The sequence below is a fragment of the Actinomadura roseirufa genome (genome assembly GCF_900659635.1).
GTDB classification, from domain to species: domain Bacteria; phylum Actinomycetota; class Actinomycetes; order Streptosporangiales; family Streptosporangiaceae; genus Spirillospora; species Spirillospora roseirufa.
The window spans coordinates 1-11,976 of record NZ_CAACVB010000233.1 but is presented as its reverse complement, the minus strand read 5'-3'; the positions used below and the strand labels follow the sequence as shown (position 1 = coordinate 11,976).

General features: G+C 71.6%; 9 protein-coding genes. 4 read left to right on the top strand and 5 right to left on the bottom strand.

Going from position 1 to position 11,976, the window contains the following annotated elements; translation table 11 throughout:
- Positions 1 to 101 precede the first annotated feature (101 nt).
- Both E1291_RS32745 and E1291_RS32740 read left to right on the top strand, forming a co-directional pair.
- On the top strand, positions 102 to 1,349 hold the full coding sequence (locus E1291_RS32745; protein WP_503108252.1) for an NsdA family TPR-like regulatory protein: 1,248 nt from the start codon (positions 102 to 104) through the stop codon (positions 1,347 to 1,349).
- 36 nt (positions 1,350 to 1,385) lie between these two features.
- Entirely contained in the window at positions 1,386 to 1,916 is a 531-nt protein-coding gene (locus tag E1291_RS32740; protein ID WP_131741947.1) for an NUDIX hydrolase, read from the top strand.
- Positions 1,917 to 2,032: 116 nt separating this feature from the next.
- Here E1291_RS32740 and ligA read toward each other — a convergent pair whose 3' ends face one another.
- Positions 2,033 to 4,024, bottom strand: coding sequence for an NAD-dependent DNA ligase LigA (ligA, locus tag E1291_RS32735; RefSeq protein WP_131741946.1), 1,992 nt, complete (start codon positions 4,022 to 4,024; stop codon positions 2,033 to 2,035).
- A gap of 170 nt (positions 4,025 to 4,194) precedes the next feature.
- Here ligA and E1291_RS32730 point away from each other — a divergent pair, with 170 nt between their 5' ends.
- The gene (locus tag E1291_RS32730) at positions 4,195 to 6,561 is read left to right on the top strand and encodes a GDSL-type esterase/lipase family protein (protein ID WP_131741945.1); all 2,367 of its coding nucleotides are present in this window, start codon (positions 4,195 to 4,197) and stop codon (positions 6,559 to 6,561) included.
- A gap of 215 nt (positions 6,562 to 6,776) precedes the next feature.
- On the opposite strand, the gene E1291_RS32725 is transcribed toward E1291_RS32730, so the two are convergent.
- Positions 6,777 to 7,517 (bottom strand): TetR/AcrR family transcriptional regulator, encoded by a 741-nt coding sequence (locus E1291_RS32725; protein ID WP_131741944.1) that lies wholly within the window; start codon positions 7,515 to 7,517, stop codon positions 6,777 to 6,779.
- Positions 7,518 to 7,569: 52 nt separating this feature from the next.
- On the opposite strand from E1291_RS32725, the gene E1291_RS32720 reads away from it, so the two are divergent.
- Positions 7,570 to 9,012, top strand: a complete 1,443-nt coding sequence (locus tag E1291_RS32720) for an MFS transporter (protein ID WP_131741943.1) — start codon at positions 7,570 to 7,572, stop codon at positions 9,010 to 9,012.
- A gap of 22 nt (positions 9,013 to 9,034) precedes the next feature.
- Here the strand turns inward: E1291_RS32720 and E1291_RS44310 are convergent, their stop codons facing one another.
- The 3 genes from E1291_RS44310 to E1291_RS43465 form a co-directional block, all read right to left on the bottom strand.
- The gene (locus E1291_RS44310) at positions 9,035 to 10,201 is read right to left on the bottom strand and encodes a PucR family transcriptional regulator (RefSeq protein ID WP_370771068.1); all 1,167 of its coding nucleotides are present in this window, start codon (positions 10,199 to 10,201) and stop codon (positions 9,035 to 9,037) included.
- On the bottom strand, positions 10,086 to 11,588 hold the full coding sequence (locus E1291_RS32710; protein ID WP_131741941.1) for an acyltransferase family protein: 1,503 nt from the start codon (positions 11,586 to 11,588) through the stop codon (positions 10,086 to 10,088). The genes E1291_RS44310 and E1291_RS32710 overlap by 116 nt, the downstream gene beginning before the upstream one ends.
- Before the next feature lie 31 nt (positions 11,589 to 11,619).
- Positions 11,620 to 11,976: hypothetical protein (locus E1291_RS43465; RefSeq protein WP_370771066.1), on the bottom strand; the 357-nt coding region annotated here is incomplete at its 5' end.

Genomic DNA, 11,976 nt, shown 5'->3' with positions numbered 1-11,976 from the left:
GATCAAGCACCGCCTCAAGGTGATCCAGCACCACCCCGACGTGATCGACGGTTGCCTGACCACCACCGGCCTCACCCTCAACACCACCCCCGCCAACACCAATTAACCCTGATTATGACCATGCATCGGTGCGGCGCTGGATTCGCGACAACGCCATCCCTCGCAGCGAGACTCCGTCCCTGATCTGCCAGGTCCTCGGCGCAGCGCTTGGCCGGCCTCTGACGCTGGCCGACGTCGGCATGGACCGGGTCCGCCCCGGCGATCTGGCGGACACGCCCCTTCACGCTGCGATCAACCAGGCTGCCGCGCTCTGGCGCGGCGACCACAAGCAGAGCGAGGCTGTCGAGCAAGCCTGCTTGCTCACCGGGAGCGCGGTGGTCGCGCCGGTGTTCGCCTGGGAGAACCCGCCGGACGACATCGATGTGTCGCATCGTGGCCCGCTCGCCGTGGGCACCGGCGACGTCGCGCTGGTTCGCGCCGCCCGTGACCGGTACGAGCAGATGTACCGGCGTGTCGGCGGCATTCCGGTGCGGCCCCGCATCGTCGCCTATCTCAATGAACACGTGGGGCCGCTCATTCGCGGAGGGTACGACGACCGCGTCGGCCGGGAACTCCTCCGTGCGACCGGCGGCTTGGTGGCGCTGGCCGGTATCTCTGCCTACGACGCCGACCGGCAGGCCCTCGCGCAGCGCTATCTGCTGTACGCGCTGCGGATGGCCAAGGCGTCCGGTCACCGTGGCTTCGGCGGATACTGCCTTGCCTTGCTGGTCAACCAGGCGGTGTATCGCGGCGACCACCGGCGTGTACTGCAGTACGCGCAGACGGCGCTGCGGGGCGCTCAGGGATATCTATCCCCGGCATTAGCGGTCGACCTGCATACATTGCAGGCCAAGGCATACGCCCGGCTCGGCGATACCCGCAACAGCCACCGGCACATGACCCAAGCGGAGGGCATTCAGGTTCGCCCCGAGAACGAGCCGCCCGAGACGGGGTACGTGCAACCTGGCCTTCTGGAGACGCAGCACGCGGATGTGCTCCGCCGACTGGGTGACCTGGCCGCCGCGCAGGTGTATGCCGAGGAATCCGTCCGCACCGCTGATAGGACGCATCTACGTGGACAAGCGCACCGGCTGGCGACACTTGCCCAGATCCAGAGCGAGCGTAGAAACGCCGAAGAGGCAGCGGCCACGGGGCAGCAAATGCTGGATCGCACCGAGGGCATGGAGTCGGGACGAATTTACGACCGGATCGCCGGCCTATCCCGAGCCCTCGGGGCGTTCCGCACCGAGGACGTCCGTGATTTCCGCGAACGCGCCGCGCTTCAGACCGGGGGCGAACCAGTAGCGTGACGGGGCAGCCGCGCCATCGATCGAGGGAGCTCGCACGTGCGCTGGACCGTTCACTCCGAGAAGCCGCTGTACACAGACCTGTGGCTTGACATCCGTGTCGCCGATGTCGAGATCACCGGTGGTCGCCATCTGGAGCATCGCATCATCCGATCGCGAACCGGCGGCGCCGGAGCTGTTGTGGTCGACGAGCGGCGGCGAGTCCTGCTGGAGTGGCGGCACCGGTTCATCACCGACGCTTGGGGCTGGGAGATTCCGATCGGTGGCATTCGCGAGAGCGAAGAGCCCTCGGCCGCGGCGGCGCGCGAGGTGGAGGAGGAGACAGGATGGCGGCCAGGACCGATGCGACCGTTCACTGTGATCCACCCCACGCCCGGGATCTCTGACTCGCGACATCACATCTTCTGGTCAGATGGGGCCACTCACATCGGGGCGCCCGCCGAGGACTGGGAGGCCGAGCGCGTCGAATGGGTACCGCTTGGGGATATTCGCTCGCTTGTCGAAGCGGGGGAGATCGTCAGCGGGACGAGCATGGCGGCACTGCTGCTGGCTGCTTCGTGTAGTCATTAGGGGCCACTTCGCCGGAGGGTGGATGTGCCGGGCCATAGCTGGTGATTACGTCCTCATCGGGGGTGGAGGTCCAGGGTGGTGGGGCTGTGTGGTGGGTGGGGCTGGATTCGGGTTGGTTAGATGACGTTGGCTTCGGTTAGCCAGTGCCATAGTTCGTCTTGGGGGACGACCGTCACTCCTAGTTTTTCGGCCTTGGTGGTCTTCGCGGCGCCGACGTTGTCGCCGGTGAGCAGGTAGTCGGTGTTGGCCGAGACCGAGGAGGCGGTGGTCGCCGCAGCCCGTTCCACCAGGCGCGTGACGTCGGGGCGGCTGATCTTGGCGCCGGAGCGGGGGTCGGTGAAGGCGCCGGTGATCACGACCGACTTGCCCTTGAGCGGGGAGTCGCCCGCGGCGGCGGTGTCGACCGGGCGGTCCTCGGTCTTCACGTCGAGGTCCACGCCGCGCTCGCGCAGGGCCGCGATCTCCTCCAGAACGTCGGCGCGGGCGAAGAAGGCCACGACGCTCTCGGCGACCTTCGGCCCGATGTCGCGGATCGCCACCAGATCCTCGGCCGTCGCCGCCGCGACGTCCTCGATGCGGGTGTATCCGGCCAGGCACAGGCGCTTGGCCGTGCCCTCGGAGGCCATCGGGATCGCCAGCCCGATCAGCGCGCGCCGCAGGCCCATGCCCTTGGAGGACGCGATCGAGTCCACCATGTTCTTGGCGCTGACCTCGCCCATCCGCTCGTAGCCGAGCAACTGCTCGGCCGTCAGGTCGTAGAAGTCGCTGCGGCGCCTGAGCACGCCGTCCTCGGCGAGCTTCTCGATCCAGACGTCGCCGACGCCCTCCATGTCGGCCGCCGGGCGTGAGGCCCAGTGCATCAACCGGCGCGTCGCCTGTGCCGGGCACTGCAGGTTGAGGCACCAGCGCTCCTCGCCGGTGCCGCGGACCTCCAGCTCGGAACCGCACGACGGGCAGTGCTCCGGCGGGACGATCTCGACCTCGCTGCCATCGCGCTCCTCGGGCAGCGAGCGGCCCGCGAACGGGATCACGTCGCCGCGCCGGACGACCGCCACGGTGTCGCCGATCCGCAGGTCGCGCTCGCGGATCAGCCGCGGGTTGTGAAGGGTGATGTTCTCCACCGTCACGCCGCCGACGAACACCGGCGCGACCTTCGCGCGCGGCGGGACGCGGCCGATCTTGCCGACCGGCCACTCGACCGACAGCAGCGTCGTCAGCTTCTCCTCCGGGGGGTACTTGAACGCGATCGCCCCGCGCGGCTCGGCGCTGTTGAAGCCCGCCGCGTCGAACGCCGCGGGCTCGTGCAGCCGCACGACGGCGCCGTCGATGTCATAGTCCAGCCCGTCGCGGCGGCCGCCGATCTCGTGGATCGCGTCCATCACCTCCTCGACGCTCGCGCCCACGTACTGGGCGACCAGGTCGAAGCCCGCCGGGATCTCCACCGCGGCGCCGTCGCGATCGGCGCCGAAGGCGTAGAACCGCAGCAGCCTTCTGGCCTGAGCGGCGGCCTCGGGGTCCTTCAGCACCAGAGTCCCGGCGGCGCCGGACCGGGGGTTGGTCAGGATCCGCTCCGGGTGCGCCTCGTTGTAGGCGGCCCACACCGACCGCAGCATGACCGCCTCGCCCCGGACCTCGACCCGTCCGGGCGCCTCGATCTCGGTGGGCAGGCCCGGAATCACATGGCGCACCTTCTCGGTCACCAGTTCGCCGACCGCGCCGGTGCCGCGCGTGGCGACGTAGTCGAGCCTCCCGTCGGAATAGACGATGCTGAGCGAGAGCCCGTCGAGCTTCTCCGACACGCGGAAGACCTGGCCGCCGAACCGCTCACAGAACGTGCGGATCTGCTCCTCGCTCGTCGCCTTCGCCAGCGAGAGCATCGGGCGCGCGTGGCGGATGGTCGGGCCGGTCAGCTCCGCCGGCGCGTTGACCTTGCCGAGGGGACTGTCGGCCGGCTCGAGCTCCGGATGCTCGGCGACGAGCGCCGCCAGCTCGTCCTTCAGGGCGTCGTAGTCGGCGTCGGGCAGCGGGCTGTCGCCGGCGCCGTAGTACAGGTCGTTCAGCCGCTTGACCTGGGCGGTCAGCTCGATGATGCGCTCTTCAACGTCCACGTCTCGATTAAACGCGATGCCACCGACATCGACCGTCCCGGCCAGGTGGGGGCCGTCGGGTAGCGGAGGCTGTACCTCGGGTGTCCAGCAGAGGGGATCGATCACTGGACGGCGCGGTCCTTACGCTTCCGCTGGCGAAGAGGACGTCCTGAGCGTAGGGAGATCCGAGCATGGCCGAGCAGAGGAAACCGAACCGCCCGTTCAGGGGCGGTTTTCGTCGCAGGGCCATCGCGGTCCTGTCATTGGGAATGGCGCTGACGCTGATGCTCGGTGTCGGGGTGCCCGCCCCGGCGCTGGCCGCGCGCCGGTCCGCGCCGCTGCCCACGGGTCCGCTGAAACTGGCGGGCATCGGCGAGCTCTCGGTCACCAGGAACGCCGCCGAGGACGTCGTCTTCACCCTGGAGGTGGACTCCGGGATCGACCTGGCGCGGCTGCAGCGGATCGTCGCCGACGAGCAGGCGAAGGACGCGCGGCTGAGCGACACGATCAAACAGCTCTTCCAGACCTACCAGTTCAACCCCCGGCTCGACCTCACGAAGCACTGGCAGGACTTCGACGGCACGCTCACGGCGACGTCCACCGGCGTGAAGCTCACCATCCCGGGCTCGCAGGTCCGTACCGAGGCGAGCTGGTGGCAGATGGTCCTGGCGGCGGTGCTGGGGCAGATGGTCTATCTGGCGTCGCAGGCGCTGTGCATCGCCCTCGCCCCTGAACTGGTGGTGGTCTGCGCGGCGGTCGGCGGATTCGTCGGCGGGTTCGTCGCGGGCGTCATCACCCAGGCGTTCGAGGGCGAGATCGGGAGCGCCAAATCCTGGGCCGGGACGTTGCTGGTCGCCCTGCTGGGCGCGGTCGGGGGTTCGGCATGGGAGGGCTACGTCAAGGACTGGGCGAAGAACACCCTGCCCGGCATCCTGAAGTCGATCGGTGAGAAGTCGATCGAGCTCTTCAACTCGCTGCGGAACTGGCTCGGCGCCCTCACGGACAAGGCCGTGGCGGCCGGACGCGCGATCATCGACATCGCCGGGTTCATCGCCGCCCAGCTGGGCGGCGCGACGATCCCCTCACAAGGGCCGTCCTCGCTGCGGATCATGCCGCTGGGCGACTCGATCACCTATGGAACCGGCAGCTCGACCGGGAACGGGTACCGCGAGAGGCTGCGGCGCAATCTCGTGGACCGCGGCTACCAGGGGGACTTCGTCGGCAGCGTCCGCTCGGGGACCATGCCCGATCCCGACAACGAGGGGCATCCCGGCTGGGTCATCAGCCAGATCGCCGACGCCGAGCACGCGTCCGTCCCCGGGTTGCGGCCCACGGTCGTCCTGATCCACGCCGGGACCAACGACATGGACCGCAACGTCGACCCCGAGGGCGCGCCGGCACGGCTCGCGGGGCTGGTCGACCAGACGCTCCGTGACGCGCCGAACGCGACCGTGCTGGTCTCCACCCTCGTGCCGTCCGCGAACGCGGCCGTCCAGACCCGGATCGCCGCGTTCAACCGGCAGGTCCGCGCGCTCGTCCGGCGGCGGCACGAGGCGGGCGGGCCGGTCGGGCTGGTCGACATGACGCCGGTGACCACCGCCGACCTCGCGGACGGCCTGCACCCGAACGACCGCGGCTACGAGAAGATGGGCGAGGCGTTCTACACCGGCATCCAGCTCGCGCGTTTCAAGGAGTGGCTCAAGAACCCCGGCGGCAACGGGCAGATCTGCCCGGCGCCCGGCGGCCGGTGGCTGCCCCGGGGCAAGGTCGCCTCCGGGGTGGGCCCGGGGGCGAAGGTCCGGTTCGCCGACATGGACGGCGACGGTAAGGACGACTACCTGGTTCTGAACGACGACGGCTCGGTGGACGCCTGGCGGAACGCCGGTGGTGACCAGGACGGCAGGCCCGGCTGGATTCCGATGGGGAAGATCGCCTCCGGCGTCGGGACCGAGCCGTCGGACACCGTCACGTTCGCCGACATCGACGGCGACCGCCGCGACGACTACCTGGTCGTCCATTCGATGGGTCAGGTGGACGCCTGGCGGAACGTCGGCGGCGACCAGAATGGCAGGCCCGGGTGGATTCCCATGGGACGCGTCGCCTCGGGCACCGGTGAGCCCGGCGCCGTCACGTTCGCAGACATCGACGGGGACCTGCGCGACGACTACCTGGTCGTCCAGCGGACGACCGCAGTGCTGGCCTGGCGGAACGTGGGCGGTGACCAGGACGGCAGGCCCGGCTGGATTCCGATGGGGAAGATCGCCTCCGGTGTGGGGACCGCCAACGAGCAGGTCCTGTTCGCGGACGTCAACTGCGACGACAGGGACGACTACGTGCTCGAGTACACCGGCGGAGAGCTCGACGCCTGGCGGAACGCCGGTGGTGACCAGGACGGCAGGCCCGGCTGGATTCCCCTGGGCCGGATCGCGTCCGGTACCGGTGAGCCCGGCTCCATCGCCCTCGCCGACCTGGACGGGGACGGACTGGACGACTACCTCGTGGTGGCGGCCGATGGATCCGTCAAGGCGTGGCTCAACCAGGGCGGCGACCCGTCCTGACACCGGGGGCCGCGGGACGGTCCCTCATACGCCGGGTGTGGTCGGGCGGGAACCGTTCGGAATCGGCTGGGCGACAACGGGTGTCCTGATCCGAATCCGAGAGGCCGACGCATGAGTGAGATGAGCCGGGACCGTCCGATGACGCCTCCGTCATCGGACGGTCCCGGCGAGAACCCGAGGCGTTCGCCGAGATCTTCCGGCGGCACGCCCGGACATCAGGCGTCACGTGTTCTCCGGGGGTTCTCGGTGAGGCCGTCGAGCATCAGGTTGAGGGTGAAGTCGAACCGCTCGTGCCCGCTGCCGGAGGTCAGTTCGGCGGCGTGGTCCCGGGTGTGCGGGAACCGGTCGGCGGGCAGGGTGCCGAGGCGGTGCAGCAGATCGTCGCGGCTGAGGACCCACTCCTGATCCCGGCCGTCCTTCCGCGTGCGGGCCAGGGAGATCTCCAGGGTGTAGGCGGCGACATAGAGGGACAGGGAGTCCATCGCCCAGGCCGCGGTCCGGGGTTCCACGCCACCGGCGAGCAGGATCGCCAGGATCGCCTCGCCCGCCCGCAGGGTCTCCAGGTTGGTGGGGACGGCGGCCAGCGCCGCGCGGGAGACGCCGGGGTAGCGCAGGTACTGGTCGCGGATCTGGGCGTACACCCGCAGGATCTGCTCCCGCCACCGGTCCGGGTCGGGTTCGGGCAGCACCAGCTCGGAGCTGAGCCGTCCGATGATCAGGTCGTCGATGTCGGCCTTGTTGACGACGTGCGCGTACAGCGAGGACGGGCTGGTGCCCAGCTCGCCGGTGATGGCGCGGATCGTCAGCGCGTCATAGCCCTGGGTCGCCACCACGTGCAGCGCGGCGTCGACGATGCGGTCGACGGTGAGGGGCTCGCGGCGCGGGACGGGGCGGGCCGGGCTCGTGCCGGGCCGCAGGTGCCGGGCCGCCCGGCGTGCTCTCGGATCTTCGGCCATGCCCGCATCCTACGCGTTGACAGAACTAAGTTCGCCACATAGAACTTAGTTCATGACTACTGAACAAAGTTCTCCACCCCGGTCTCCCGGCACGGGGTCCCCGGTCCTGCCCCTGCGCCGGGCCTGGCTCGTGCTCACGGTCGTGGTCATCGCCGACGTGATGGACGTGCTGGACTCGACCATCGCCAACCTCGCCGGGCCCTCGATCCGGGCCGAGCTGGGCGGCGGCGACACCACCGTCCAGTGGGTCCTGGCCGCCTACACCGCGGCGTTCGCCCTCGGCCTGGTCACCTCCGGGCGGCTGGGCGATCTGGTCGGCCGCCGCCGTCTGTTCCTGGCCGGCATGGCGGGGTTCATCCTGTCCTCGCTCGCCTGCGGCCTCGCGCCCGGTGCCGGGTTCCTGATCGGCGCCCGCGCGGTCCAGGGCCTGTTCGGGTCCGTGATGATCCCGCAGGGCTTCGCGCTGGTGAAGGTCGTCTTCCCGCCCGAGCGGCTGCGCCGGGCCCTCATCCCGTTCGGACCGATCATGGGCCTGGCCACGGTGGCCGGCCCGATCGTGGCGGGCTGGCTGCTGCACCTGGACCTGCTGGGCGGCTGGCGCTCGATCTTCCTGATCAACGTTCCGATCGGCGTGGCCGCCTTGGTCCTCGGCCTGTGCTTCCTGCCCCGCGCCGCGGGCGAGGACCCCACCGCCCGCCTGGACCTGCGGGGCGTCGGCCTGCTCACCCTGGCCTCGGCCCTGCTGATCGTCCCGCTGGTGCAGGGCCGTGAACTCGGCTGGCCGGTCTGGACCTACGCCATGATGGCCGCCTCGATCCCGGTGCTCGCGCTGTTCGCCGTCTCCGAACGCCGCGGCGCCCATCCGGTGATCACGCCGTCGCTGCTGCGCAAGCGCAGCTTCGTCGTCGGCCTGGTCGTCGTCTGCGGCTTCTACGCCGCGCTCACCGGGTTCCAGCTCGCCCTCAGCCTGACGCTTCAGCTCGGCGCGCACTGGACGCCCCTGCGCACCGGCCTCACCTTGATCCCGTGGGCCCTGGGCAGCTCCGTCGCCGTCGGCCTCGCCGGGACGTTCCTCGCCCGACGGCTCGGCCGCGCCGCCCTCCGGATCGGCCTCGGCCTGGCCGCCGCCGGTTTGATCGCACTGGCCTGGACGATCGCGCAGGCCCAGGACTCCCTGACCTCCTGGGTCCTCGCGCCCGCCCTGCTGGTCACGGGCTTCGGCTCCGGCCTGGTCTTCATCCCCATCTTCGACTACGTCCTCGGTGACGCCACCGCCGAGGAGGCCGGCACCGGATCGGGCATGCTCGCCGCCGTCCAGCAGTTCGCCAACGCCATCGGGGCGGCCGCCCTCGGTACCGCCTTCTTCGCCCAAGCCGGGCACAGCGGCTTCTTCGACGCGGGCGTACTCATCACCGCACTCGCCGCGGCCCTCTATCTGGCCACCATGCTCCTGGTCGGCCTGCTCCCCAAGCACGCCCAGCAGGCGCACAGCTGAACAGGCCGTGCGGGCGGGTGTCCTAGACGGCCTCTCGGGCGGTGCCGCCCGAGCGGACGAGCCAGGTCAGCACCAGCATGAGGTCGAGCCGGCCGTCCAGCTCGGAGAACCGGCCCCCGGTCAGCTCGGCGATGCGCCGCAGCCGGTACCGGACGGTCTGCTCGTGGATGTGCAGCCGGTCGGCGGCGGTCACGGCGTTGTCGCCGCACTGCAGGTAGGTCAGCAGCGTCTCGGCGAGCGGGCGGCGGCGCGTGGGCGGCAGGTCCAGCAGGGGGCCGAGGACGGTCCGGGCGCTCACCCCGACCAGCTCCTCGGCCGCCAGCGTGGCCAGCGCCGTGACGTGGTCGACGCAGCGCACCGGGGCGTCCCCGGGCAGATGGCCCCGTTCCACCAGCGTGAGAGCGTGCCGCGCCCAGCGCAGCGAGACCGCGCCGCGCGTCAGCGGGACCGTCGGCCCGATCGCGGCGCGGCCGAGCCGCTCCAGCGCCGCTCGCAGCCGGTCCTGCCCGGGACCTTCGGGGTCGGGCACGACCAGGTAGGGGACGGGGGAGTCCCAGCCGGTCAGCACGGCGGGCGGCAGGATCCGCCCGCCGTCCGGCGGGGCGGCCTCCAGCGCGACCAGCCCGACGCTCCCCGGCGGGTCCCAGCGCGCCGCGGCGGCCAGCTCGGCGATCACGTCGGGGCCCGGCGAGGGCTCGGCCACCAGCGCCTCGCGCAGCCGGTCCCGGCACCGCTCCCGCTCGGTCGCGAGCCGGTCCTGCTCGCGCGCGTAGCCCTGCGCGGCGGCGTCGGCGAGCTGCGCCACCAGCGTGAACAGCGAGTCGGTCAGCAGCCCGAGCGTCTCGCGCGACCAGCCGAACCGGTAGGCGTCCTTGATGAAGCGGCGGCACGCGATCTGACCGCTCACCCGCAGGGCGGTCCGCAGCGCGTCCAGGCTGCGGCCCTGCCGCGCCTCCTGCTCGCCGAGCCGCGTGTACATGTCGGTGAGCCGCCGCGGGTCGGCGTCGGGATGGTCGGCGGAGCCGACGAACAGGGCGACGGTGTCGCTGACCGTCCGCCCGACGCCGCGGGCGTCATCGCCTCCGTCCGCGCCCGCGTACTCCGGCACCCGGTCGCGGATCTCCCGCTCCATCTCGCCGACGGCGGCCTGAAGGTGCCGGCGCAGCAGGTCCGTCGGCTGCGCGGGCATGGGCCCATGCGTCATCCGGGTCTCCGTTCGGCGGGGGGCCACCCCGGGGGTGAACGGGCCTCACCTTAGGCAAGAAAGTGATCGCTGTCACCATTTCCCGTCCGGCGTCGGGCGCGGGCCGGGGCGGGGGCGGGGCCGGTCTCCGGGCGCCCGCCAGGCGCCGGCCCAGCCTCTGCGCGGGCCGTTCGACGTAGTGGTGGGCCAGGGCCGCCGAGCCGAGCGCGCCCGCGGTCAGCACCACCGCCCAGCCGAGCCGCACCGCGCCGGGCATCCGCTCCGGCTCGGCCGCCAGCCGCCACACCACCTGGATGACCAGCGGATGCAGCAGGTAGAGCGAGTAGCTGACCAGACCCGCCCACACCAGTGCCCGGGGCATGGCGCGGTGGCGCAGCGCGAGGGCGGCGAGGAAGGTCAGCCAGGCCGCGCCGACGGCCAGCGACCAGGCCGGGCCGCGGGGCGTGCCCTGCACGCCCCACACGGCGGGCGGGCGCAGGCCCGCCAGCAGGGACAGGACGGGGACGACCGCGATCATCGCGGTGGCGGGCCACGCGCGCAGCCGCCCGTCCTGCACGCCGCGCACCGCCGTCCCGGCGAACATCGTGGCGATGATGCACAGGCTCTCCATGCCGCCGACGCGGCTGTCCAGCACGACGAGCGTCAGCGCCACCGCGGCGACGACCCCGATCCCGGCCCGCCGCACGGCGCGCCGGGGAACGGCCAGCGCCGCCATCCCGCCGGCGAGGACGAGCACGGCCACCAGCGTCGTCCCGTCCGGCCAGTGCGCGGCGAGCAGCGTGGTCGGCAGCGCCGCCCCGAGGACGGCCGTGGCCGCCGCGAATCCCAGCGCGACCCGCGCGCCGCCCCGGCGCACCCCGGCCATGAACAGGACCGTCACGAGCAGGTAGAACACCATCTCGTACGACAGGGTCCAGAAGACGTTGACGACGTTGGGCACGCCCAGCAGATCCTGCAGCATCGTCAGGTGCGCCAGGACGGACGTCCAGGGCCGTTCGCCGAGCGGGCGGGGCAGGCCCCATGACACTCCCGTCGCCGCGAGCAGCAGCGCGAGGGCGACCGACACCGCCCACGCCGGGTACAGCCGGAAGACGCGCCCGATCCAGAACGCGCACACGCTCCCGCGACGCTCCAGCGAGAACGGCACGACATAGCCGCTGACCAGGAAGAAGACGAAGACCCCGTACCGTCCGAAGTTGAACCAGGGGCCGGCCGCCCGGCGCACCTCGGGGAGCAGCACGTCGAGGGAGTGCTCGAACACCACCACGAGGGCGGCGAGGCCGCGCAGGGCGTCGAGCCATTCCATCCGGGACGATCCGGGGGGTGTGGAGCCGAGCGGTGTTCTGGGGGGAGTCAGGGTGTTCGTCGGCATTCGGGACACCCTAGGGGCCCTCGCTCCACGGTCACTGCTCGCCGCCTGAACATTTCCTGAACGCCGCCGCACCCGCCGGTGACGCGGGCGACGCGGGACGGGGACGCCGCAGCACCGCGTACAGGAGCCCCGCCGCGACGTGCAGGGCGGCGATCACCGCCAGCATCGCGGCGGCGGGCAGCGCCGCCGCGGCGCCCGCGAGGGCCGCCCCGGTGGCGGCCGCGGTGATCTTCAGTCCGGCGCCCAGGGTGAACACCTGGGCGCGCGTTCCCGGCGGCGCGTGGTCGGCGCGCAGCCGCAGGGTGGCGGTGAGCCAGCGTCCATTGACGATCAGGCCGTGTTCGCCGCCGTGGCCCACGAGCACGTACCGCTGCTCATCGGCGGGGGT

Coding starts and splice junctions, on each gene's coding strand:
- E1291_RS44310 (WP_370771068.1), bottom strand. CDS start 10,201: ATGCCCGCGCAGCCGACGGACCTGCTGCGCCGGCACCTTCAGGCCGCC.
- E1291_RS32720 (WP_131741943.1), top strand. CDS start 7,570: ATGACTACTGAACAAAGTTCTCCACCCCGGTCTCCCGGCACGGGGTCC.
- E1291_RS32730 (WP_131741945.1), top strand. CDS start 4,195: ATGGCCGAGCAGAGGAAACCGAACCGCCCGTTCAGGGGCGGTTTTCGT.
- E1291_RS32725 (WP_131741944.1), bottom strand. CDS start 7,517: ATGGCCGAAGATCCGAGAGCACGCCGGGCGGCCCGGCACCTGCGGCCC.
- E1291_RS32710 (WP_131741941.1), bottom strand. CDS start 11,588: ATGCCGACGAACACCCTGACTCCCCCCAGAACACCGCTCGGCTCCACA.